The 24,341-nt window shown below is 51.3% G+C and carries 21 protein-coding genes; 7 read left to right on the top strand and 14 right to left on the bottom strand.

The annotated features are described in order from the left end of the window. Window positions 1-28: 28 nt before the first annotated feature. The 7 genes from CGC65_RS04030 to CGC65_RS04000 all read right to left on the bottom strand — a co-directional run bounded on the left by CGC65_RS04030 (window position 29) and on the right by CGC65_RS04000 (window position 8,119). Window positions 29-1,531: a sugar ABC transporter ATP-binding protein gene (locus CGC65_RS04030; protein WP_002568207.1), complete on the bottom strand. Its 1,503-nt coding sequence runs from the start codon at window positions 1,529-1,531 to the stop codon at window positions 29-31. Window positions 1,532-1,549: 18 nt separating this feature from the next. After that, entirely contained in the window at window positions 1,550-2,371 is an 822-nt protein-coding gene (locus CGC65_RS04025; protein ID WP_002568208.1) for an N-acyl homoserine lactonase family protein, read from the bottom strand. A gap of 63 nt (window positions 2,372-2,434) precedes the next feature. Further along, window positions 2,435-3,544, bottom strand: a complete 1,110-nt coding sequence (locus tag CGC65_RS04020; protein ID WP_002568209.1) for a sugar ABC transporter substrate-binding protein — start codon at window positions 3,542-3,544, stop codon at window positions 2,435-2,437. Window positions 3,545-4,092: 548 nt separating this feature from the next. Then, a complete protein-coding gene (locus CGC65_RS04015) occupies window positions 4,093-4,779 on the bottom strand; it encodes an MBL fold metallo-hydrolase (RefSeq protein ID WP_002568210.1) in 687 nt (228 codons plus the stop codon). 37 nt (window positions 4,780-4,816) lie between these two features. After that, on the bottom strand, window positions 4,817-5,632 hold the full coding sequence (locus tag CGC65_RS04010; protein ID WP_002568211.1) for a carbohydrate ABC transporter permease: 816 nt from the start codon (window positions 5,630-5,632) through the stop codon (window positions 4,817-4,819). Between the two features lie 14 nt (window positions 5,633-5,646). Then, window positions 5,647-6,660, bottom strand: a complete 1,014-nt coding sequence (locus tag CGC65_RS04005) for a carbohydrate ABC transporter permease (RefSeq protein ID WP_002568212.1) — start codon at window positions 6,658-6,660, stop codon at window positions 5,647-5,649. A gap of 61 nt (window positions 6,661-6,721) precedes the next feature. Further along, a complete protein-coding gene (locus CGC65_RS04000) occupies window positions 6,722-8,119 on the bottom strand; it encodes an ABC transporter substrate-binding protein (protein WP_002568213.1) in 1,398 nt (465 codons plus the stop codon). 331 nt (window positions 8,120-8,450) lie between these two features. On the opposite strand from CGC65_RS04000, the gene CGC65_RS03995 reads away from it, so the two are divergent. Further along, complete coding sequence (locus CGC65_RS03995; RefSeq protein WP_002568214.1) at window positions 8,451-10,736, top strand: extracellular solute-binding protein; 2,286 nt, start codon at window positions 8,451-8,453, stop codon at window positions 10,734-10,736. Between the two features lie 115 nt (window positions 10,737-10,851). On the opposite strand, the gene CGC65_RS03990 is transcribed toward CGC65_RS03995, so the two are convergent. Next, complete coding sequence (locus CGC65_RS03990; RefSeq protein WP_002568215.1) at window positions 10,852-11,706, bottom strand: MurR/RpiR family transcriptional regulator; 855 nt, start codon at window positions 11,704-11,706, stop codon at window positions 10,852-10,854. A 134-nt stretch (window positions 11,707-11,840) separates the two neighbouring features. Here CGC65_RS03990 and CGC65_RS03985 point away from each other — a divergent pair, with 134 nt between their 5' ends. Then, complete coding sequence (locus CGC65_RS03985; protein WP_002568216.1) at window positions 11,841-12,389, top strand: CDP-alcohol phosphatidyltransferase family protein; 549 nt, start codon at window positions 11,841-11,843, stop codon at window positions 12,387-12,389. 50 nt (window positions 12,390-12,439) lie between these two features. On the opposite strand, the gene CGC65_RS03980 is transcribed toward CGC65_RS03985, so the two are convergent. Then, entirely contained in the window at window positions 12,440-13,321 is an 882-nt protein-coding gene (locus CGC65_RS03980) for a YitT family protein (protein ID WP_002568217.1), read from the bottom strand. 302 nt (window positions 13,322-13,623) lie between these two features. On the opposite strand from CGC65_RS03980, the gene CGC65_RS03970 reads away from it, so the two are divergent. Continuing rightward, window positions 13,624-13,854 carry a hypothetical protein gene (locus tag CGC65_RS03970; protein ID WP_002568218.1) on the top strand — a complete coding sequence of 77 codons (231 nt, stop codon included), beginning with the start codon at window positions 13,624-13,626 and terminating at the stop codon, window positions 13,852-13,854. Here CGC65_RS03970 and CGC65_RS03965 read toward each other — a convergent pair. Continuing rightward, window positions 13,826-15,205: an MATE family efflux transporter gene (locus tag CGC65_RS03965; RefSeq protein ID WP_002568219.1), complete on the bottom strand. Its 1,380-nt coding sequence runs from the start codon at window positions 15,203-15,205 to the stop codon at window positions 13,826-13,828. The two genes, CGC65_RS03970 and CGC65_RS03965, sit on opposite strands and share 29 nt — an antisense overlap. 216 nt (window positions 15,206-15,421) lie before the next feature. Here CGC65_RS03965 and CGC65_RS03960 point away from each other — a divergent pair, with 216 nt between their 5' ends. From CGC65_RS03960 to CGC65_RS03945, 4 genes are all read left to right on the top strand, one after another. Next, the gene (locus CGC65_RS03960) at window positions 15,422-15,829 is read left to right on the top strand and encodes an RrF2 family transcriptional regulator (RefSeq protein WP_002568220.1); all 408 of its coding nucleotides are present in this window, start codon (window positions 15,422-15,424) and stop codon (window positions 15,827-15,829) included. Between the two features lie 98 nt (window positions 15,830-15,927). Beyond that, window positions 15,928-17,811, top strand: coding sequence for an anaerobic carbon-monoxide dehydrogenase catalytic subunit (gene cooS, locus CGC65_RS03955; protein ID WP_002568221.1), 1,884 nt, complete (start codon window positions 15,928-15,930; stop codon window positions 17,809-17,811). 10 nt (window positions 17,812-17,821) lie between these two features. Next, window positions 17,822-18,274: a 4Fe-4S dicluster domain-containing protein gene (locus CGC65_RS03950; RefSeq protein ID WP_002568222.1), complete on the top strand. Its 453-nt coding sequence runs from the start codon at window positions 17,822-17,824 to the stop codon at window positions 18,272-18,274. Then, on the top strand, window positions 18,271-19,515 hold the full coding sequence (locus tag CGC65_RS03945) for an NAD(P)/FAD-dependent oxidoreductase (protein ID WP_002568223.1): 1,245 nt from the start codon (window positions 18,271-18,273) through the stop codon (window positions 19,513-19,515). The genes CGC65_RS03950 and CGC65_RS03945 overlap by 4 nt, the downstream gene beginning before the upstream one ends. A gap of 121 nt (window positions 19,516-19,636) precedes the next feature. Here the strand turns inward: CGC65_RS03945 and tuf are convergent, their stop codons facing one another. The 4 genes from tuf to rpsL form a co-directional block, all read right to left on the bottom strand. Next, window positions 19,637-20,830 carry an elongation factor Tu gene (gene tuf, locus CGC65_RS03940; RefSeq protein ID WP_002568224.1) on the bottom strand — a complete coding sequence of 398 codons (1,194 nt, stop codon included), beginning with the start codon at window positions 20,828-20,830 and terminating at the stop codon, window positions 19,637-19,639. 118 nt (window positions 20,831-20,948) lie between these two features. After that, window positions 20,949-23,066 (bottom strand): elongation factor G, encoded by a 2,118-nt coding sequence (fusA, locus tag CGC65_RS03935; protein ID WP_002568225.1) that lies wholly within the window; start codon window positions 23,064-23,066, stop codon window positions 20,949-20,951. Between the two features lie 48 nt (window positions 23,067-23,114). Further along, window positions 23,115-23,585 (bottom strand): 30S ribosomal protein S7, encoded by a 471-nt coding sequence (gene rpsG, locus CGC65_RS03930; RefSeq protein ID WP_002568226.1) that lies wholly within the window; start codon window positions 23,583-23,585, stop codon window positions 23,115-23,117. 303 nt (window positions 23,586-23,888) lie between these two features. After that, window positions 23,889-24,308, bottom strand: coding sequence for a 30S ribosomal protein S12 (gene rpsL / locus CGC65_RS03925; protein ID WP_002570241.1), 420 nt, complete (start codon window positions 24,306-24,308; stop codon window positions 23,889-23,891). Window positions 24,309-24,341 lie beyond the last annotated feature (33 nt).

Here is a 24,341-nt window from a genome sequence, read left to right as displayed (position 1 = left end):
CAGATATAAGATTTACAATCAAATACAGCTACACGGAGTAATGCTTGATTTCTTCCGTTGTGGCTGATTTTGCATCCATAACCCTGGTTACCCTTCCCTGTTTCATCACCAGGATTTTATCACAGATGCCCAGGACCTCCTCTTCCTCTGAGGACACAATGACAACGCCTTTTCCGGACTTCACACATTCACCGATGGCTTCATAGACCTCTGTCTTTGCATTCACATCAATTCCTCTGGTAGGTTCCTCCAGAAGGAATACGTCCCCTCCCATCATCATCCACCTGGCTAACATCACCTTCTGCTGGTTTCCTCCGCTCAATGCGCTTATGCCCTGCCGGATTCCCTTTGCCTTGACGCGCATCCTTTCCATATAATCCGCAGAAACCCTGTCCTCCAGCCGGCGTGCCAGGGTCCTGCCCCTGGAAATCTGCTTCAGGGAGGCAATGGTCATGTTCCACGCTATGTCCTGCTTCAGGAAAAGGCCGTCCACCTTCCGCTCCGCCGGCACAAACGCAATCCCTGCATCCATTGCTTTCCTGACTCCGCCTGACTCCAGGCTGTTCCCATGTATCTTCACTGTGCCGCTGTCATAGACCGCAGCCCCGAACACAGCTCTTATGACTTCGTTCTTACCGCATCCTTCCAGGCCGGCAAGCCCTAAAATTTCCCCCTTGTGTAGTTCAAAGGAAATGTCCTCAAAGGTACTCTTTTTAGTGAGTCCCTTCACCTCCAGCAAGGTCTCCCCTATGGGAACCTTTGTCTTAGGGTACTGGTTTTTCAGTTCCTTTCCCACCATGGCTGATATGATGCGGTCCACCGTATAATCCTTCACATACCCTTCCGAGACTTTCTGACCGTCTCTCAGCACGCTGACTCTGTCACATATTTCCATCAGCTCATCCAGGTGATGGGAAATAAATATGATGGAGTGCCCTCCTTCCTTAAGCCGCCTGATAACCTTAAACAGCTGTTCCCTGTCGTTGGCCTCCAGGGCTGCAGTGGGTTCATCCATGATAATGATCTGCGCATCAGCGTACACGGTTCTGGCTATCTCCACCATCTGCTTCTGGGCCAGGGGCAGATAGCGCAGAGGTCTGTCCAAGTCCAAGTCCACATTCAGGCTGTCCCTCAGAACCCTGCCCGCTATCTCCTTCATCTGCTTTTGCTTCAGGCGCGATACCAGAGTCCTCTGCGGCGTCAGCTCCCGGTTGAGGAATATGTTCTGCACTGCGTTCAGGTCCGGCATCACGCTTAATTCCTGATATATAGTACTAATTCCCAATTTCTGGGCATGGGATGCATTTAGGATATCCACCTTTTTTCCGCTCAGAACAATGGAACCCTTATCCATTCTGTGGATTCCGCAGAGTATCTTTATCAGAGTAGATTTTCCTGCCCCGTTTTCACCGATAAGCCCTAACACCTCACCCCTGTGAAGGGTCAAATCCACACCCTCCAGAACCCTCACACTTCCGAAAGCTTTATAGATACCTTCCATTTTTAAAACAACATCTTCTTCTGAAAACATCCATCCACCTCACTCTTACTATTCATACCACTCCAAAGGCGCTTTCCGGTATGTTTCGTACTGGTCTATATCATGGCTGAAGAGAACCTGGGCATGATATCTGTTTTCCAGCTTCCGGATGCGGTCAATGGTCCGCTCAAATCCCCTTGTATCATAGGCCAGCCCCGGATACTGCATAGGAGGACCATAATTCATTGCAGTATTGACAGCGTCTGATGCCACTATATAATTGCCGCTTCCCGGCAGAGTCACCAGTAATCCCATCATTCCGTATGCATGGCCTGGTCCGAAATTCAGTACACGGATGCCCGGATACAGTTCCGCTTCCTCCTCATCCATGGTTTCCCAGTTAAGGTCTGCTGCCAGCCAGGCTTCAATATCCTTTTTTATGTAACCGCCTGAGGTCCTTCCCAATCCGTACATGCGCATGGTCTGGGTAAATTCCTGGTCACTTACCAGAATCCGTGACTTTTTAAAAAACTCGAGGCCCCCTGCGTGGTCCTCATGGAGATGGGATACCACAACCCATGGAATATCATCCGGCCTGTATCCCAGCCCCAGAAGGGCATTTACCACAAAATGGCTCTCCTCCAGGGCCACCGGAGTCCGTTTCCTGTTTCCCATGTCCCATCGGTCTGTCATAGCCTTGGGATGGCATCCTGTGTCGAACAGGACCGGTCCCTCCTCATTTTCTATGAGCACATAATAAACAGGTGATTTTACCCAGCGGCTCACGGTTTCCCTGTTGTCTGCATCTGCCAGCGCGGGCATAGCCACCATATTAGCCAGGTCGCATTCAATCATACCGCCCGGTATAATAAACATTCTTTTATTCCCCATACAGATTCCTCCTGATATAAGACAGGCACAGCATTCATTTCCGCTGTGCCCATGAGTCCGTCATTATTCAAATATCACCCGGTCCAGCTCACCTATGTTGTTCTTGTCATATACCTTGGAAGGCCGGTTGATTACCTTTTCCACACTCTTGCCCTCGATGCAGAAATCATTCACGGCGTCGATGATATCAATGCCTGTGCCGTATTCGCCCACATCAATAGTAGCAGTCATCTCATTGTTCTCAATCGCCGCCACACCGTCCTTGGTGCATCCGTATCCAATGGTATCAATCTGATCTAACAAACCTCTTTCTTTGATAGACACCAGACCGCCAAGCACCATCTCATCGTAATCGCCGAAAATCAGATTAATGTCCGGATTAGAGGTAAGTATACTCTCGGTGACGCTCTGTCCTTTCTCCCTTGTCCAGTCAGCTGTCTGGGAAGCTACGATCTGTATATTATCCTTACCCTGTATACCCGCCTTAAAGCCGTCGATTCTCATAGTATTTACAATTCCTGCATAGCCTTCCAGTATTGCCAGCTTCACTTCTTTGTCCCCGTAGTGCTCTGCCACATATTTGCCGATTTCCAGGCCTGCATTGTACTGGTCATAACCAATGCTGGAAACATAGTAAATATTGTCCTTGTCCAGCTCTGTCATATTGAACAGGAATACCGGAATATCTGCTTCTGCCGCTGCCCTCAGATATGGAAGCATGGAATTGTCACTTTCGGTTGCCAGCGCAATGGCATCCACGCCCTGCTGTATCATGCTCTCCATGATATTGCCCTGTTCCGTAATAGTGCTTGTATTGCTGGCCGGAGCCTGTACCAGCAGTTCTATATCCAGCCCCTTGTCCTCAATCTGTTTCTTGGCCCCATTAATGGTCATGGTGTAGGCCGTGTTCATGGTTACGGGAATCAGACCCACCTTAAGCGTCCTGTCTTTGATGGAGCGCGGCTGGACAGCATACCCTCCTGTTTCCGGCTCAGCTTTTTCACTCTCTGCCGTCTTAGCCTCCTCTGTTGTCTCCGCCTTCTCCGTCTCCGCTTTGGCCTCCTGTGTCTGAGCGGCCGTAGTTGTCTCTGCCGCCTTCTGGTTGGAAGTGGCGCACCCCATCAGAGAAATTGTTGTTGCAGCTGCAAGTAGTAATGCTAATCTTCGTTTCATCCCTTCTCCTCCTTGTTATGAGCACTTAGCACCTGTCTTTCAGGCGCTTAGGTGCGATACATGTCGCTGGCACTTAGTAAAGTTCGTTCGAGCTTAGTGCAGCGGCTTGTTATGAGCACTTAGCACCTGTCTTTCAGGTGCTTACGTGCGATACATGTCGCTGGCACTTAGCGAGGTCTTTTCGAGCTTAGTGCAGCGGCTCAATCACGGATTATACATTTTATACAATCAGTGATTATTTTCTACACATCAATCATACATTATGCACAGTTGTGTTTCAATGAGGTGATTTTTATATTTTGTGGGGTGTTTTTAGATGTTTGTGTAATACGAAGATATTTACCTTATTTTACCATAAACTACCGTCCGACTCGTCTGTTCTGCCGGATTCCCTTTCCCTGCCGCCCCCCAGGGATTCTTTAAACAAAAAATCCCCGGCAAAGGAATCATCCATCCTCTGCCGGGGCATTCTCACACTCAGCAACATCTCATTTATTCAACATCAGTCATACATCATCCGGCTATCCCGTTGCGCCGGCCATATCCCATCAGCCAACCTCGGCCACCCGGAATCCCCTGGACTCCAGCATGTCCCTGCACTCCCCGTCCAGGTGCATACAGTATACTTTGTGCCTCAGCTGCTCCGGCACCGTCTCCTCCAGTACACCTACGTAGCAGTGGCTGGGGCTTGGCGGATTGTGGAGGGACGTATCGTGGTAAACGGCGTCCAGCTTCCCGTCCTTAAGCATGCCGGCAATCCGCTCCGGCATCCGTGCGGAATCACCGCTGTAATAAATCCTCATCCCCTCTGCCTCCAGAATGTACCCGAAGCAGTCCATATTGTCCGCATGCTCCACCGGCACCGGTTCAGCCCTAAGACAGCCCACGTCCTCCGGAAGTTCCTGGTAATAATTGTAAAATTCATCCTTGATGCCCATAAGCCGCAGAAGCTCCACCACGGTGGCCCTGGGGTGGATAACGCAGATTTTTCTTCCCAGGATACAGTAATTGTAAGAAATCAGGGACCCAAGGCTTCCCACATGGTCCGCGTGAAGATGGGTCAGCAGCACATATATCTGCCTGTATTCCCTGAGATCGCTGCGCTTCATCAGAAGCTCATATACTGTCTCGCCGCAGTCCACCAGGAACAGGCATCCGTCCATCTCAAACCAGGCAGATGTATTTCCCATTGCAGGATTAAAGGCGCTGCCGCATCCGAAAAAATGCAGTTTCATAACACTTCTCCTCTCATAACTGGTTTCATATCCCTAATCACTCTTTGATTCCGGCGCTGACAAAGCTGTTCATAAACTGCTTCTGCAGGAAGAAGAACGCGATGAGCAGCGGCAGGATAATGATAAAGGTGGCCGCGCAGACATTGGCCCACTGCATGTTGGCCTCTTTGGACTTTGCAAAGATAGCCAGGCCTACGGTCAGTGTGCGGTTGGATGGCGAGTTGGTCACAATCAGAGGCCACAGGTAGTTATTCCAGTGGTAGCTGACGGAAATAACTGCAAAGGACATATAGGCAGGCTTTGCGCAGGGCATGTACACCCTCCAGATGGTCTGCCAGGTGTTGGCGCCGTCAATTCTGGCCGCCTCAGCCAGGGCCTTTGGAATGGATTTAAAATGCTGCCTCAGCAGGAAAATAGCCAGGGCGCTTCCAAAGAACGGCAGCATGATGCCCACCTTTGTATCGGTCAGTCCCAGGTCAGCCAGTGTCATAAAGTTAGGTGTGATGAGAACGTCATTTGGAATGATGATCTGCATGAAAATAACGGCAAACACCAGGGTCTGTCCCTTAAAATCCATGACAGCCAGCGCATAGGCAGCCAGAGTGGATGTGACAAACTGTACGCAGAAGGTCACCACCACCAGTATCAGCGTATTCAGGTAATACCGGGCAAAGGGAATGGCATTCCACACATAAGACAGATTCCCAAAGGTAAAACGGCTGTTGGGAAGAAAGGTCATATGAAAGGTAGGCTCGCTGAAGGCGGTTCCCACCAGCCAGACCAGAGGAGCCAGCCACATAAGCGCCAGGGCCAGGGCGAAAACAGAAATTGCAGTACTTTTAACTTGTTTCATACCGGCTCCCTCCTTTAATTGTAATGTATCTTCTTATCCTGGCTGATGAATCTGGGCAGGGACACCACAAGCAGAAGTCCCAGCATGATTACGGTCAGGGCCGATGATACGCCGTAGTTGAAGTTTGTAAAGCCCTGCTGGTAAATATAGTACAGAAGCAGGGTACTTGCATTGTTGGGCGCTCCCTCTGTCATGATGACCACATGGTCCACCAGCTTAAAGCAGTTGGTAAAGGCAATCGTGGATACAAACAGGAATGTGGGCGCCAGCAGGGGCATGGTGATGCGCCTGAACACGGTCCAGTTGCCTGCCCCGTCAATCCTGGCAGCCTCCATCACCTCATCGGATATACTCTGGATGCCGGACAGGAAGAACACCATCAGGTATCCCGCCTCCTTCCAGACATACATCACCGCCATGGCCGGAAGCACCGTACTCTTGCTGGACAGCACATTCATGGGCTTTAAGCCGATGGCGATTAACAGCTGGTCAAAAAGACCGTTCTTTGCCATATAAATGAACATCCACACGCTGGCAATGGCAATCATGGGCATAACCACCGGGTAGAAATAGGCCGTGCGGATGAATCCCACCCGCTTGCCCTTGCGGTTTACCAGAACCGCCAGGCCAAGGCCCACCGCCATACTGGGAATCACCGTCATAAGGGCGAATACAATGGTATTTTTCATTACCTTCCAGAACAGCTTGGAACCGGCCAGCTTCACATAATTCTCAAGGCCGATGAACTCGGCGCCGTCCATACCAAGCTTGTACTTTGAAAGGCTTAGATACAGGCTCCTGAATATAGGGAACACTGTAAATGCCAGCATAAATATAAGCGCCGGGGCCATCAGGGCCCAGGCTGTCGCATTATTCCTGATTTCACGCTGCTTCTTTGTCTTGGTTTTCATCCTCTCACCAGCCTTTTCATATTCCGCCTGCCGTGCCGCGGCCTGTGACACGCCCCGGTCTCTTAAGGCGCTGTATATGCCCGGCTGCGCAGCAAAGGTCTTGCCTTTGCCGCGCATGGTACCGGGCCACAGCGCCTTATTGTTTCCTAACAGGTATTACATTTACGTTTCATCCGTTCTATTGGTACTCTGACAAAACTTCCTCTGCCTGCTCCTGGGCAGCGTCCAGCGCTTCCTGGGCAGACATATCGCCAACCACGGCTGCCTGGATATTGTCATTTAACACTCTCCAGATTTCTGCCGCATTGTATGTAGTAAGCTCAGGCTTTGCGTACGGCAGCTGCTCGTAAGCAACAGATGCCTGGGGAACCTCTGCGTAATAATCCTTAATCAGATCCGTGTCAAAGCATGACTGTCTTGTAGCCACATAACCTGTATCCAGGCTCCACTGTGCCGCTCTGTCCGTAGAGGTGGCAAACTTGATGAACTTCCATGCAGCTTGCACCCTGTCCTCGGAAATATTGCTGGAGATATAGAAGTTGCCGCCTCCTGTTGGCGCGCCCACTCTCTTATGGGCAGGAAGGAAGGCTGTTCCGAAATCAAAGTCCGCGTTGTCGTGGATATTGGCCATGTTGCCGGTGGTGTGGTAAATCATGGCCACTTCACCTGCAAGGAACTGTGTGGGCAGGTCGGTCCACTGTACGATTCCCTCTGCCATGCATTTATACTCATTCTGGAGATCCAGCCAGAACTGAAGCGCCTCCACATTCTCCGGTGTATTGAAATATACACTCTTGCCGTCTTCGCTCATCAGGTTCTGTCCGTCGGTGCTGTTCTGTAAGCAGAAGCCCGTAAATGCCCACTGTGCGGAACCGGAATTCAGCGCGATTCCCACTCCATAGCGGCCGTCATTTGTCAGCTTCTGGCCGTATTCAGCCAGTTCCTCCCAGGTGGTAGGAGGCGCTTCCGGATCCAGGCCCACTTCCTTGAAGGCATCCTTGTTATAATACAGCACCATGGTGCTTCTCTGGAATGGTATGGAGTAAATTTTTCCGTCCACATAGGAATCTTCCATGAAGCCCGGAAGGAAATCATCAATATAAGCTTTTCCCTCATCCCCGTCAGCCTCAATCAGTTCGTCAAGAGGCATGGCCATGCCTGTGGATGCCATGGTGAAACGCTGGGTTGCAAGACTTACAAACACATCCGGAGGCGTTCCGCCCTGCATGGCTGTCTGAATCTTTGTCACGGTATCGTCATAATTGCCTGTATAGACAGGCTCCACGAAAATATCAGGGTTCTCTGCATTAAAATCCGCACATATTTTTTCAATCAGCTGCGCTGCGGAACCGCCTACATTAACCGGGTAATAAAATGTAAGGTGAAGTGCGCCGTCGTCAGCCTTAGCTGCGTCATCCTTGGACTCGCCGGCGCTTCCAGCTGTTTCCTTAGACTGCTCTGCGGCCGCCGGGTCTGTGTCCGTACTTCCTCCCTTTCCGGAACATCCGGTGACGGCAAGGCCTGCTGCCATAGTCATGGCCAGGACAGCTGCTGCAATCTTTTTTGTTTTTTTCACAATACATACCTCCTCTTAAACTATTGGGAATTTGTCATCTGTTCTGTAATTTCATCATAGCATTGTATTTGAAACGTGTCAATATTATTTTAAGGCATTTTGCACATTTATCCTATATTTTAACCGGGTTTTACATGAATTTTTTCTACTTTTTGCATATTTTTTACATTTTAACGTATTTTTATCAAGCTGTCTCATCTACAGATTCCCGTTTTTATTGAATCGTAACCGCAACAGTTTTACAAAATGCCCGCCATATGGTAGAATTGAACCAAATATATAACCTGGAATGCATCATTTAAGGTGCACCATTTGAAAGGAGAACCGGCAGATGACTACTATCAAAGACATTGCTAAAGCGGCCGGAGTGGCCCAGGGCACCGTTTCCAACGTTCTCAACGGCAAGGGAAATGTGAGCAGTGAAAAAATACGGCAGGTCATGGACGCCGCCTCTGCCCTTGGCTACGTGCCCAATGAGCGGGCCAAGCTGCTGAGGAAGGGCAGGTCCAATACCCTTGCGGTCATTCTCCCCAACATCCGTTCCAAACAATATATAGACTTCTATCTGAGCTTTAAGGCATATGCGGAAAATCACGGCTACAGCGTGTCCCAGTATCTGACCAGCGATGACAACCGGGAGGCGGAATATGCAGCCATCCAGGATGTCCGTTCTTCCATGGCCCAGGGCATGGCAGCAGTCTCCTGCTGTTCCTTTGCCGACGCCAATCCCTATCTGGACGAGCAGGGTATGCTGGCGGACCATGTGGTATTTGCGGAACGCCGCCCTCCCTTTGCAGCCCCCTATGCAGGCTTTGACTATCACCGGGCAGGAAGCGAGCTGGCTTTAAGGGCGCTGGAGCGCGGCTTCTCCAGCCTGTGCCTTCTCACCGGAAGTCTCCAGCTGCCCAATGAATCCGACTTTTTCAACGGATTTATGAGCATCGCTGGTTCATCGGGCTGCCGGATAAACCACATCCAGACAGACCCCTACCGCAAGCTGCAGAATATCATGCAGATGTTCGGCGCTGCCGCCCCCCAGGCCATCTTCATTTCCAATTACGGCTTTGCGGAGAGCGTCAAGGATATATGGAACACCTTCTATTCCGGGGACAGCCCAGAAATTTATACGGTATCCCCCATGTTCACCATGCCAGAAAATGATTTCCAGAAATATGAACTTAACTACCGGCAGCTGGGAAAGGTTGCGGCGGAGTGCCTGATTCAGGATATATCAAAAGAAAAAAAGGGGGAAAAGAGCGGTCCGGAAGAATCAGAGGAACCAAACCTGCGCACCGGACAGGACAGCGGACAGGACAGCGGACAGGGCAGCGGACATCCCTACCTGCTGCTGGAGAATTCCGGCTTCAGGGACTGGTTTGCGGATATCCTCATCCCATCCTCCAAAAAGCCCTTAAATGTGCTGACCCTGGACAGCCCCAGCGCCTACACCATGCGCAACCTGTCCCGCATCTACACGAAAAAAACCGGTGTCCCTGTGAACATCACCATCTATTCCTACGAGGAAATATATGAGGCCTTCAACCATATGCATCATGATTCTGTCTTTGATGTGCTGCGCCTGGACGTGACATGGCTGTCCTGGTTCGCGGACAAGATTCTGCAGCCCCTGGACCAGATTGACCCCGGCATCTCCAGCTGTCTGGACACCTTCCTGGACGGGACCATCAACCAGTATTCCATAGTGAGGGGCAGGGTATATGCCCTGCCCTCCACCCCCAGCGTACAGCTGCTGTACTACCGCAAGGACCTGTTTGAAAGCCCCATCTACCGCAGGATGTATCACGAAACATACCGCCAGGAGCTCCGGCCGCCTCAGGATTTTAAAGAGTTCAACCAGATTGCCAGATTCTTCACCAAGGCATGCACCCCATCCTCTCCCGTGGAATACGGGGCTACCATGACACTTGGATCCACCGGCGTGGCCGGTTCCGAATACCTGGCCCGACTGTTCAGCCACCAGGAGAATCTTTATAACGAGGACTGCCGGGTCACCCTGAATTCCCCGGCGGCCATTGGTTCCCTCAGGGAGCTCATCGCCCTGAAGGAATACTCTGACCCCAAGTACTGTTCCTGGTGGACCAACACAGCCACTACCTTTGCAGGGGGCAATGTGGCCATGGCCATCCTCTACAGCAACTATGCCTCAGACCTTCTGAGCCATTCCTCCCGGGTAGCGGGAAATATCGGATATGCCCTGACGCCCGGCCGCAATCCAGTTATCGGAGGCGGTTCCCTGGGAGTGGCCAAGTATACCAAACGGCCGGAGGACGCCCTTTCCTTCATCAAATGGATGTGCAGCGAACCCGTGGCCTCCGCGGCCACGCTGCTGGGCAGCGTATCCCCCTGCCGTAAGTCCTATGACAATTACGAGATACTCAACACCTTCCCCTGGCTGAACCTGGCCAAGGACGGATTCGGCCTGGCCCATGGGCGCCGTACCCCCGAATTCTCCACCCAGCCCTTTGACGAGCGCAGCTTCCTCAGCATCATAGGCATGGCAGTGAAAAATGCCTACAGCCAGGTGATGACGCCGGAGGATGCCCTGAACTATGCACAAAAGCGCTATGACGAGCAATTCCTCCATACCGGTCCATAACAAAAGCGGGCATTAAGACAAAAGTTCCAGGCAGGTCCCCTGATTACAGGAGGCAGCCTGGAACTTCTATGTTAAAGTTAAAACACGTTTTAGCCGGCTTCGTCCGCTCCCCCTCTCAGCACAGCTTTGCCATGACAGACGCGGAAGTTTTTTCATTATTTACACTGCACTTGTCATAATATGTCCTGTAATATTCCGTGTACAGCATGTCAATCAGGAAAAGCTGGCTGATTTCCGCTGAGGAAGAGCCTGCCTGCAGCGGGCTTTCATTGGCCCCGCACAAGAGGGTCAGGTCCGCGTAAGCCGTAAGAGGCGACTTGATGAACCGGGTCACACAGACAATGGCCGCGCCTGCCTGCCTGGCCAGCTGGGCCACATGGATGGTGTCCTTGGTTGCCCCGGAATAGGAAAAGATAACAGCCACTTCGCCCCTGGACATGGTGGAGGCCATCATGGCCTGCATATGGGAATCAGGAGAACAGTAGACCTTTGGCTCAATCTTAAGAAATTTATCAGCTGCCTTCATGGCTGTTGTCATGCTGGTACCCACTCCGTAAAAGCAGATGCGTCCGGCCTTATGGAAGCACTCAACGACCCGCCGGAACACGTCCTCCTTTAACAGGGAATGAGTCTCCTTAAGGGCCTTTACATTGGAATTGAGAACCTTCTCCGCCACCTGGGAAAAAGAGTCCTCCAGGCTGATATCGCTCTCCATCTGTCCGAATCCCTGCTTTCCCTCATGAAGGCTCAGGGATAAAAGCATCTTGAATTCCTGGTAGCCTTTACAGTTCATGGTCTTGCAGAAGCGGAACACGCTGGTATCCCCCACCCCGCAGGCCTCGGCCAGCTCAGTGATGGACATGAACAGAACCTTCTTGGGGCTGCTCAGGATATAATCAGCCACCTTTTTCTCCGCCTTTGTAAACTGGTTATACCCGCCTCTTATTTTCAACAAAAAATCCTCTGCCATTTTCCTTCCTCCTTCTGCTGCCCGCCCTGTGAAAATTTAATTTACTCTTATTATAAAAAAAAATATTTCTTTTAGCAAGAAATGTAGTAGAATTAAATTAAATAATTGCCATTTTCAAAGAGGGGGGCTGTATTATGAGGCATATCTCAAAAAAGGAGCTTTTGTCCATCCCCAACCTGATGGGGTATTTCCGTTTAATTATGATTCCTGTGTTTGTGTGGCTGTACCTGAAGGCATCCACAGATGCAGACTATTACAGGGCTGCCATTGTCATGGGCATATCCTCCATCACAGACATGTTCGACGGAATGATCGCCAGAAAATTCAATATGATTACGGAGTTCGGCAAATTCCTGGACCCCCTAGCAGATAAGCTGACCCACGGCGCCATCCTGCTCTGTCTGTGGAGCCGTTATCCCCTGATTCTGCTCCTTCTGGTCCTGTTTGTGCTGAAAGAAGGCTTCATGCTAATCATGGGCGCCATCAAGCTCCGGGAAGGCAAGAAGTTAAACGGCGCCAAGTGGTTCGGCAAATGCTGTACCGCGCTTCTGTTCGTGGTGCTTTTCCTACTGCTGCTCTTCCCCCACATGTCACTTGTCACGGTCAATGTACTGATTTTGCTGTGCGCGGCAGCCATGTTCATCACCCTGCTTCTCTACATACCGGTATTTCGCAGCATGTAAGCGGTATAACATAGGGCTGGGGCCCGCCTGCAGCGGGGCCTGTCTGCACTTTACTGCCGCGCTTCCTTATATACTCTCTTAAGGGTAAAGCCCCTGCCTCTCACCTCATTAATCTGGTTGATAATCATAAAGGCCTCCGGGTCTTCATCCATGACCAGGTTGTTCAGCCTGGGCAGATCCCGCCTGGAAATCACCGCCAGAATCATTTCCTGCTCCCTGTGGAGATAACCGGTCTCCATATGCAGCAGGGAGGTACCGCAGTCAATGCGCTCCGCTATGAGGCGGTTGATCTCCTCATACCTTCTGCTGACAATCTTCACCTGTATTCTGGCATTTCCCGACATAAGGACCTGGTTAAGCACCATGGTATACACGATAATCAGTATGATACCGTAGAGAATGGCATGGGAATCAGCCTCAATCAGCTGAAGCCCCAGAACCACACAGTCCATGATATACAGAGTCATGGACACATTCACATCCAGCTTTTTCTTAAGCACCAGGGCAGGAATGTCCATGCCCCCTGTGGAGGCTCCTGCCCGCATCACTATACCGATCCCCCCGCCTATGAGCAGCCCCGCATAGAGCACTGCCACCAGCTTCTCTTCCAGCACAAATCCGCCAAATCCGCTTCCCTCCATCACCCCCAGCAAAACCGGGTAGATAATGGTGCTGAGTACGGTTGTCAGGGCAAACTGTTTACCCAGCACCCATGCCCCCAGCAGAAACATGGCCACGTTAAACACGCTGACAAAAAGGCTGATGGGGATGCCAAGGCTATGGTTCACAAACAGGGCCAGTCCCGTGGTTCCTCCTGTAATGAGACCGTTCGGCACAATGAACAGCACCACTGCTGCCGCGTACATCATATTTCCCACCAAAATTTCTCCCAGACTGAATACAATCTTAGCCGTCGTTTTTTTCTTTTCCATGATTTTAGTCCTTTCTCACTGCACCGGAATGAATTCCCAAATTAAAAGACGGCAGATTTCTCTGCCGTCCTGATGTCTCAAATCTTCTATATATAAACACCCGGTTCCGCCGGGGCCTTCTTCTGTATGCTTTCAGTACCATCATGTTCTGCGCGCTCTCTGTTTCGTATAATGAATCCTGCATTTTATGGTAGCATGTTTCCCCAAACCTGTCAAGAGCCCCTTCCATCCGTCCATCCCATGTGCTAAACTGTAAGTATAAGAAACCATGTAAGAAGCGCTCAATAGAAGGAGGTATACCTATGAAAAAACTGATTCGCTGCGCCAACCAGTACATCTGGGAGTCCGACTGGAAGACCATCGGACTGTTAAAATTCTGTCTCCTGTCCCTGGGCATCTGCGTCGGCATGGCAGTGCCGGAGGAAAAGAAAAAGACGGTCCTCAGAGCCGCCTTTCTGTCCTTTGTCATAAGCTATATCCCTCTTATGGCCAAATTCATCCGGATTATATGGTCTGATGAGGGCGACTGGTAGGCTCCCCCGTTCCATGCAGCAGAGGGTCCCGGTTCAGCACCTTCAGATAAATGCCGCAGAGCAGGATTTGCAGCAATGTGGAGGCCGGCGTGGCCAGACCGATTTTAAATAAGGACACCGGAACCAGACGGCTCATGAGATAGGACACCGGTATGCGGACACCGAAGGCTCCCGCGATTCCCTGAAACATGACAAAGGCGGTCCTTCCGCATCCGTTAAAGAAACCTGTCATGCAGAACATGAAGGATACCAGCAGACAGTCAATGGCATAGGCCCGCAGATAATCTGCCGCCGCCAGCACCACCTCCCGGTCCCTGGAGAACACACCAGCCAGCAGATCTCCGTGGAAAAATGAAAAATACGCCAGGAACACGCCCACTCCCAGAGAAGTGAGTATACCATATGCAAGGGCCCGTTTGGCCCGTTCCGGTCTCCTGGCGCCGATATTCTGGGCCACAAAAGCCGACATGGCCTGCCCGTAGGCAGATGGCACCAGCAGCACAAAACCGCAGAGTTTTTCAGCCACGCCTACACCGGCCGAAGGAATGACTCCCAGGGTATTGACAATGGCTGATATAACCAGGAAGGATATGGACACCAGCACATCCTGAAAAGCAATGGGGAAACCCAGCTTCACCACCCGGCCGGCCAGCTGCCTGTCATAACGAACGCTCTCCTTGCGAAAAGCAAAGGGGAGCTTCTGTTTTCTGATAATCAGGATTGACAGCACCACGCTGACCGCCTGGGCAAACACCGTGGCTATGGCTGCTCCCGCAGAAGCCATGTGGAATACCCCAACCAACAACAGGTCCCCTGCGATATTCACCAGGCAGGCAATGGACACGGATATGAGGGGAAGCCTGGAATTTCCCAGTCCCCTGAATATGCTTCCCAGCAGATTGTAGGCCACGATAAACAGCGAGCCCGCGGAACAGATTTTCACATACACCGCGGTACTGTCAAATGCCTCTTTCGGCGCCCGCATCCATGCGGTGCAGGGAACTGCCAGAAACTGCATGACCGCAGTCACCGCCAGACCGATGACAGCAAATATCCATATGCTGGCGCCCATAACCCGGCCAGCCTCCTCAGGCTGCCCCTCCCCAATCTTCCTGCCCAAAAGAATGGTGGTTCCCATAGCCAGTCCTACGATGGCCGTAGTTATGGTCTGCATGATCCAGCTGCCCGTGGACACCGCGGACACCTCCGCCGCATGGCTGAACTGCCCCACAATCATCATGTCAACAGCCCCATACATGGTCTGCAAAAACAAAGCAGCCAGCACAGGCAGCGCAAAACCCATAAGAGATGTGAGAATGTTTCCCTCTGTCAAACTGTGCGGTCTGCTCATAATACCCCCTGTCTATCCCCAATTTTACTCTGTCAAATCAGCTTTATCCCCAAAAACATACTGTTTTCGCACAAAAAGCCGGAATCAGCATACCACATAGCCCCCTGGCTGTCAACATTCTGTATAAATACCACATTTATACTTGATAATTTTTATCTACTTTGCTATAATAGTATATAAGAATTGTTACAATTTTAACAATAAGGTGATAACACTATGATGATAACACGCGAATCCGATTATGCAATCCGCATTATCCGCGCCCTGAAGGACGGGGAACTGCTTCCCCTGGAACAGATATGCCAGCGGGAACTGGTGCCGAAACAGTTTGCATACAAGATACTGAAAAAGCTGGAGCGTTCCGGCCTGGTATCCATACGCAGGGGCGCCGGAGGCGGATGTATTCTGAACCGAAGCCTGGCGGATCTGACCCTCCTGGATATCATTAAGGCGGCGGACGAGGAATTTTTTCTTAATCCCTGCCTGGACAGTCAATACCAGTGCGGCTATGCCGCCAGTTTTGACGGCTGCAAAGTTCACTGTGAACTGGCAAGAGTCCAGCGTGTGCTGGAGGAGGAATTGAAACGCACCTCTTTGGACAGGCTCTTTAACAAATCCGGCTGATACATCTATTTTTATTTGCCCCTAAAGTGGATAATTTTTATCCACTTTATGATATTCAAACCTACGCAAACCATATATTTCAACAGGAGGTATCCATCATGAATCATTGTTACAGCTGCACAACCTGTAAAAGCGCAGACAAACCACTGGAATGTTACATAGCAGGTCTCCCCATGGAAACATCCCACCACCGTGTGGAAGGACAGTCCGTCAAATGCGGCTTCGGTCTCCAGGGCGTATGCTGCCGCCTCTGTTCCAACGGCCCCTGCCGTATCACGCCTGAGGCCCCTCACGGAATCTGCGGTGCTTCCGCCGACGTAATCGTGGCCAGGAATTTTCTCCGCGCAGTGGCAGCAGGATCAGGCTGCTATATCCACGTAGTGGAGACCACTGCCCTTAATTTAAAGGAGACCGCACTTTCCGGCGGAGCCTTAAAAGGGATGAATGCCCTGGAACATCTCTGCCAGCTATTCAGAATCCCCCAGGGCGACCCACACACCCGCGCCGCAGCCGTGGCCCAGGCAGTCCTGGACGATTTGTACCTTCCCGACTACACTCCCATGAAGCTCCAGCAGAAGCTGTCATACGCTCCCCGTCTGGCCAAGTGGAACGAATTAGGAATCCTGCCCGGAGGCGCCAAATCCGAGGTCTGCGCCGGCGTGGTGAAATGTTCCACCAACCTGAACTCGGACCCCACAGACATGCTGCTTCACTGTCTCAAGCTGGGCATTTCCACCGGCGTATACGGTCTGATGCTGACCAACCTGCTGAATGACGTCATGCTGGGCGAGCCCGAAATCACCCCTGCCCCGGTTGGCCTTGGGGTGATTGACCCGGACTACATCAATATCATGATTACCGGACATCAGCACTCCATCTTCGTCCATCTCCAGGAACAGCTTAAGAAGCCGGAGGTCCAGGAGCTGGCAAAGGCAGCAGGGGCCAGGGGATTCCGGCTGGTGGGATGCACCTGTGTGGGCCAGGACCTGCAGCTTCGGGGCGTTCATTACCAGGACATCTTCAGCGGCCACGCAGGCAACAACTACACCAGCGAGGCTGTCCTGGCCACCGGTGCCATCGACGCCGTGCTCAGTGAATTCAACTGTACCCTTCCCGGCATTGAACCCATCTGCGACCGTCTGAACATCCGGCAGATCTGCCTGGATGACGTGGCAAAGAAGCAGAATGCAGCGCTGAAACCCTTTGTGTTTGAGGACAGGGAGCGCATCAGCCGGGAAATCCTGGACGAGATACTGGAATCCTACAAAAACCGCAGGGCCCGGGTGCCCTTAAACCTCCTTCCGGAACACGGCAATACCAACACCATCACAGGCGTCAGCGAGGTATCCCTGAAAAAGTTCCTGGGCGGCAGCTGGAAGCCTCTCATCGACCTCATTGCTTCCGGGGATATCAAGGGAATCGCCGGTGTGGTGGGATGCTCCAACCTGACGGCAGGCGGCCATGACATCCTGACCGTGGAGCTGACCAAAGAACTCATTGCCAGGGATATCCTGGTCCTGACCGCGGGATGTTCCTCAGGCGGCCTGGAAAACTGCGGCCTCATGACCCCGGAGGCAGCCAGCCTGGCAGGTCCAAAGCTTCGGGCAGTCTGTGAGTCCCTAGGCATCCCTCCCGTGCTTAATTTCGGCCCCTGTCTGGCCATCGGGAGACTGGAGATGGTGGCCACGGAACTGGCCCTGGCCCTTAACGTGGACATTCCCCAGCTTCCCCTGGTGCTCTCGGCCGCCCAGTGGCTGGAGGAACAGGCGCTGGCAGACGGCGCCTTCGGACTGGCCCTGGGTCTTCCCCTTCACCTGGGACTTCCCCCCTTTATCACAGGCAGCAGCCTGGTGACAAAGATCCTCACAGAGGACATGAAGGCCCTTACCGGCGGACAGATCATTGTAAACAGCCATGCAGGTGAATCCGCGGACATTCTAGAACAAATCATCATGGACAAACGACAGGCACTGAATATATAGGAGGGCGGCTATGAAACGGATATGGATTGACGCCGGCAGGTGCGATGGCTGCCTGAACTGCACACTTGCCTGCATGAATGCCCACAGGGCAGATAAAGGCAGCATATATGATTTGGATCTGACAGATCCTGCCAACGAAAGCCGCAACTTCATCCGCCGGCAGCCGGACGGTTCCTACCGCCCCATCTTCTGCCGCCACTGTGATGAACCGGAATGTGTGAATTCCTGCATGAGCGGCGCCCTTTCAAAGAACCGGGAAACAGGAATCGTGGAATACGATGAAAAACAGTGCGCCGGATGTTTCATGTGCGTAATGAACTGCCCCTTTGGCGTCCTTAAACCCGACAATACAGCCCGCAGCCGCATCATCAAATGTGATTTCTGCAAGGACAGCGGCAGCGAACCCAGCTGTGTAAAGGCATGTCCCAAAAAGGCAATCTGGATTGAGGAGGTGGAGTCATGAGATATGTTATCGCAGGAGCCGGCCCGGCCGGCATCAGCGCAGCCAAGACCCTGCGCCAGCTGGACAGGGACGGTGAAATCGTCCTGGTATCGAAGGATGACCAGGTCCATTCCCGCTGTATGCTTCACAAATACCTGGGCGGTGAGCGGGACGCAGAAGGAATCAGCTTTATTCCGCCCGGCTTCTTTAAACAGAACAACATAACCTGGTATCCAGGAAGGGCAATGGTCCGGCTGGACTGCGCTGAGAGGCGCATCCTCTTAGATGACGGCACCTTCCTCCCCTATGACCGGCTTCTCCTGGCAACCGGCGCCTATTACCTTCTGCCCCCTGTACCCGGACTTAAGGAGGCTGAAAATGTGTACGGCTTCCGCGATCTGTCCGATGCCCTGGCCATTGACAAGGCCGTGAGACCAGGGGCCAGGGCAGTGATAATCGGCTCCGGCCTGGTGGGTATGGACGCAGCCTATGCCCTTATGGAGCGGGGAATCTCCCCGGTAATCGTGGAGATGGCCGGCCGGATCCTTCCCCTCCAGCTGGATGCCGAAGCTGCGTCTGAGTACCAGAGACTCTTTGAACACCACGGATGCAGCTTCCGGCTGGCAGCCAGGGCAAGCCGGACCCGTCTGGATTCCCGGGGCAATGTAAGCGCCCTGGTTCTGGAGGACGGCGAAGAACTGGCCTGTGACTTCATCATTGCGGCGGCAGGTGTACGCCCGGAAATCCGTTTCCTGGAGCATTGCAGCGTGGAGACGGGCAGGGCCGTCACAGTGGACCAGTATCTCTCTACCTCTGTTCCCGGAGTCTACGGGGCCGGGGATGTGTGCGGCCTGTCCGGCATATGGCCCAACGCCATGAAGCAGGGCGCCGTGGCTGCCAAAAACATGTACGGCATACCCACTCCCTACGAGGACACATATGCCATGAAGAACACCATGAACTTCTTCGGCCTGCCGGCCCTTTGCATTGGCGACATCAACCGCCTGGACAGCCACACTCTGGTCATAACAGAGGAGGACAGCCAAAACTACAGAAAAGCCCTGGTGGAGGACGGCGTACTGAAAAGCATACTGATGGTGGGAAATATATCAGGCAGCGGTATTTACCAGTATCTGATAAAAAACCAGATAAAACTACCGTCCGCCGACCGGAGCATCTTCAGGCTGTCATTTGCCGACTTCTATGGATTTGACACGTCAAAGGGATCCTATACATGGGACACGGACCTGTGCTGCGGTTAAGTTTCATTCCAGATATCACAAAACCCCCGGAAGATACATCTTCCGGGGGAATTTTACTGTTTGGGCACAATATCAATTCAGATATATTATTTTATGATTTTAGCGTATAAGCTTGCCGAAATTATTCAACGATGCTTACAACTCTACCAGAACCAACGGTTCTTCCGCCTTCACGGATAGCGAAACGAAGACCCTGCTCCATAGCTACTGGATGAATCAGCTCTACGGTCATCTCTACGTTATCGCCAGGCATACACATCTCAACACCCGCTGGCAGATCGCAAACGCCAGTAACGTCAGTTGTTCTGAAGTAGAACTGTGGACGATAGTTGTTGAAGAAAGGAGTATGACGGCCGCCCTCGTCCTTTGTCAGAACGTAAACCTGAGCGGTAAACTTGTTGTGGCACTTAACAGAACCTGGCTTGCACAGACACTGTCCTCTTTCGATTTCAGTTCTCTGAACGCCACGCAGCAGAGCGCCGATGTTGTCGCCAGCCTGAGCCTCGTCAAGCAGCTTACGGAACATCTCGATACCAGTAACAACGCTCTTACGAACATCCTCATGGATACCGATGATTTCAACTTCGTCATTCAGGTGCAGAGTACCACGCTCTACTCTACCGGTAGCAACAGTACCACGGCCGGTAATGGTAAATACGTCCTCTACAGGCATCAGGAATGGCTTGTCTGTTTCACGAACTGGGTCTGGTACCCACTCGTCAACAGCCTTCATGAGCTCAAGAATCTTGTCGCCCCACTCGCTCTTAGGATCTTCCAGAGCCTTCAGAGCAGAACCCTGAACTACAGGAGTGTCATCGCCTGGGAACTCATATTCATTCAGCAGGTCTCTGATTTCCATTTCTACTAATTCAAGCAGCTCTGGATCATCAACCATGTCGCACTTATTCATAAATACAACGATATAAGGAACGCCTACCTGACGGGACAGCAGGATGTGCTCTCTTGTCTGAGCCATAACACCATCAGTAGCAGCTACAACCAGGATAGCGCCGTCCATCTGAGCAGCACCAGTGATCATGTTCTTTACGTAGTCAGCATGTCCTGGGCAGTCAACGTGTGCGTAGTGTCTGTTCTCTGTCTCATACTCAACGTGTGCAGTAGAGATAGTGATTCCACGCTCTCTCTCTTCTGGAGCCTTATCGATATTCTCGAAAGCAACAGCCTCGCCGGTACCTAATCTCTCATGAAGAGTCTTTGTGATTGCTGCGGTTAAAGTTGTTTTACCATGGTCAACGTGTCCGATGGTACCAATGTTACAATGAGGTTTGTTTCTTTCAAACTTAGCTTTAGCCATTTTATAACGTCCTCCTTAATTTGCGCCCTGTATAATGGGCTATTATAGTTAATGTCAGGCTATCAACCATTATATTCTATTTTCCTTTAGTTTACAAGCCTTTTATCAAGAATCTATCTTATTTCTTATGGTCGGAAAGTACTTTTTCCTGTACATTCTTCGGAACTGGTTCATACTTGTCAAAGAACATGGAATAGTTTCCGCGTCCCTGTGTTCTGGAACGAAGATCCGTAGAATAACCGAACATTTCTGACAGCGGAACGTATGCGCGGACCATCTTGCCGCCTCCGATGTCTTCCATACCCTCGATACGTCCACGGCGTGAGTTGATATCACCGATAACATCACCCATGTAGTCTTCCGGCATGGTTACTTCCACCTTCATGATAGGCTCAAGCAGGATTGGGTTGCCCTTGTGCATAGCTTCCTTGAATGCCATGGAACCGGCAATGTGGAATGCCATCTCAGAGGAGTCAACCTCATGGTAAGAACCGTCGTATACATCAGCGTGAACGCCCAGTACTGGGAATCCGCCAAGGATACCGGTCTTGCATGCCTCTTCAATACCCTCGCCTACAGCAGGGATGTATTCCTTCGGAATAGCACCGCCCACAACGGAAGAAGTGAACTTGAAGGTCTCTTCTGCGTTTGCTTCCATTGGTGTAAAGTGAACCTTACAGTGACCGTACTGTCCACGTCCACCGGACTGCTTCGCATACTTGCTGTCAACATCAACAGCCTTGGTAAATGTCTCCTTGTAAGCAACCTGAGGCGCGCCTACGTTTGCCTCAACGTTGAACTCACGGAGCAGACGGTCAACAATGATGTCCAGATGGAGCTCGCCCATACCGGAGATAATGGTCTGGCCAGTCTCTTCATCGGTACGCACACGGAAGGTCGGATCCTCCTCAGCCAGCTTAACCAGCGCATCGCCCATCTTATCCTGGCTTGCTTTGGTCTTTGGCTCGATAGCGATATCAATAACCGGCTCTGGGAATTCCATGGACTCCAGGATAACCGGATTCTTCTCGTCACAGATGGTATCGCCGGTGGAAGTCACCTTAAATCCAACTGCAGCTGCGATATCGCCGGAGTAAACCCTATCCAGCTCGTTTCTCTTGTTGGCATGCATCTGAAGAATACGTCCAACACGCTCCTTCTTGCCCTTGGTTGCGTTCAGTACGTAAGAACCGGAGTTCAGGCTTCCTGAATACACGCGGAAGAATGCCAGCTTACCCACAAATGGGTCGGTCATGATTTTGAATGCAAGAGCAGCAAACGGCTCATCATCAGAGGAATGACGCTCAACCTCGTTGCCGTCCAGGTCAGTACCCTTAATGGAAGGGATGTCTAACGGTGAAGGCATAAATTCAATAACTGCATCCAGTAACTTCTGAACGCCTTTATTTCTGTAAGCAGTACCGCAGCATACCGGAATAGCGGCACACTCGCAGGTAGCTTTCCTTAAGGCTTTCTTAAGGTCATCATTGCTGGGCTCCTCGCCCTCCAGATATGTCATCATTAAATCGTCATCCAGCTCGCAGATTTTCTCTACTAACTCGGAACGGTATAACTCGGCATCATCCTGCATATCCTCAGGGATATCAATGATGGATATATCGTCGCCCTTATCATCATTATAGATGTAGGCTTTCATTTCAAACAGGTCAATGATTCCTTTGAAATCATCTTCCTTGCCGATTGGCAGCTGAATGCAGATTGCATTCTTGCCAAGTCTGGTCTTAATCTGGTCTACTGCGCCGTAGAAATTCGCACCCAGAATGTCCATCTTGTTGATGAAGGCCATACGAGGTACGTTGTAGGTGTCTGCCTGACGCCAAACGTTCTCAGACTGTGGCTCTACACCGCCCTTTGCACAGAACACGCCTACAGCGCCGTCCAGTACACGTAGGGAACGCTCAACCTCAACAGTGAAGTCAACGTGTCCTGGAGTATCAATGATGTTGATACGATGCTCTAATGCACCTGGCTTCGGCTTGCAGTTTTCCTGCAGGGTCCAGTGACAAGTGGTTGCAGCGGAAGTAATGGTGATACCTCTCTCCTGCTCCTGAGCCATCCAGTCCATGGTAGCAGTACCTTCATGGGTATCGCCAATTTTATAGTTTACACCAGTGTAATACAGAATACGCTCAGTCGTTGTGGTTTTACCAGCATCGATATGGGCCATGATTCCGATATTCCTGGTTCTCTCCAATGGATATTCTCTTCCAGCCAAGGGATTTTCCTCCTTAAATAATCAAACAGGTTAAACACATTCCAAAGATTAGAAGCGGAAATGTGAAAATGCCTTGTTTGCCTCTGCCATCTTGTGCATGTCTTCTTTCTTCTTTACAGATGCACCTGTGTTGTTGGCAGCATCCATGATTTCATTTGCCAGTCTGTCTTTCTGGGTCTTCTCGCCTCTCTTGCGGGAGTAGAGGGTAATCCAGCGAAGAGCCAGAGTCTGTCTCCTCTCAGGCCTAACCTCGATAGGTACCTGGTAGGTAGCTCCACCGATACGTTTTGCCTTAACTTCCAGAACAGGCATGATGTTGTTCATTGCTTCTTCAAAAACTTCCATAGCGTCCTTGCCGGTTGTCTCTGCAACACGGTCAAAAGCGCCGTATACAATTTTCTGCGCAACACCCTTCTTACCATCTAACATAATGTTGTTAATCAGCTTGGTAACAACCTTGTTATTGTAGATTGGGTCTGCCAGAACGTCTCTTTTCTGAGTATGTCCTTTACGTGGCACGTTACTTCCCTCCTTAATAGAACTGTAAAGACCTGCGCTGCAGATCCCTTACAGCGTTTCATTAGATCATAGGTACTCGTGCTTTGAGTGCTTAGCGAGGTCTCTCACGAGCTTAGCAATCAAGCACACCTGCGAAGCGGGCGCGTCTTTAAACGCGGCACTGAGCATGGTGCCTGCTGCTGTTTTTCCTCTGCACCTTCCACACGTTCATGCACGGTACTACAATATATAATCCTGCAACCTACAGGTCAATATCATCATTCCGGCACAATTCCTACAAATCAAATCTGCGGTCTAACTAAATTATTTCTTCTCTTTTGGCCTCTTAGCGCCGTATTTGGAACGGGCCTGCCTTCTGTTTGCAACACCTGCTGTATCCAGTGTACCTCTTACGATATGATATCTGGTACCTGGAAGATCCCTTACTCTTCCTCCACGGATCAGTACAACACTATGCTCCTGAAGGTTGTGACCTTCTCCTGGAATGTAGCTTGTAACTTCGATGCCATTGGAAAGACGTACTCTGGCAATCTTTCTGAGTGCTGAGTTAGGCTTCTTAGGGGTAGCTGTCTTAACAGCTGTACACACACCACGCTTCTGTGGAGCAGAAACCTCTGTAGCCTTCTTCTGTAAGGAGTTGTAACCCCTCTGCAGAGCAGGTGCAGTAGACTTCTTAACGCTGGTCTGTCTTCCCTTTCTCACTAACTGGTTAAATGTTGGCATTCTTTTCACCTCCTGTGATATTGTCTGCGGTTG

Origin of the sequence: Enterocloster bolteae (assembly GCF_002234575.2) — a bacterium.
Taxonomy (GTDB): domain Bacteria; phylum Bacillota; class Clostridia; order Lachnospirales; family Lachnospiraceae; genus Enterocloster; species Enterocloster bolteae.
The sequence above is the reverse complement of the archived record's forward strand: the minus strand, read 5'-3'. Positions and strand labels throughout refer to the sequence as shown.